General features: G+C 66.2%; 1 protein-coding gene. It reads left to right on the top strand.

The annotated features are described in order from the left end of the window. Positions 1-95 precede the first annotated feature (95 nt). Positions 96-328, top strand: a 233-nt coding sequence (locus tag AC0L3B_RS38875; RefSeq protein WP_473382999.1) for a hypothetical protein, incomplete at its 3' end; no start/stop codon positions are given.

Raw genomic sequence — 328 nt, 5'->3', positions numbered from 1 at the left:
GTCGAACCAGTTGTAGACCTTCAGGGTTTTTTCTTCGGCCTGCACGGCACCGGCCAGCAGGGCCGTGCACAAGGCCAGGGATGTGAGCGCTTTCATTGGGCCGCTACCTCTTGTTCGAGGCCCAGGGGCTGGTCGGCGAAAACCTGCTGGCGGGCAGCGGCATCTGCGCGGCGGACCTTAGCCGCGCCGACACCCGTATCACGACCCATCAGGAGATGCAGGTGTGCGCCGAACAGTTCATTTGCTCGGCCAACCCTTCCAGGCCCGGTGCGGCATGCAGTTGCGCGGCGAGCAACTGGCGCACCCGGCCCAGCCATGCCTGGCGGCC

Source organism: Bradyrhizobium sp. Kon56, from assembly GCF_055807635.1.
The sequence above is the reverse complement of the archived record's forward strand: the minus strand, read 5'-3'. Positions and strand labels throughout refer to the sequence as shown.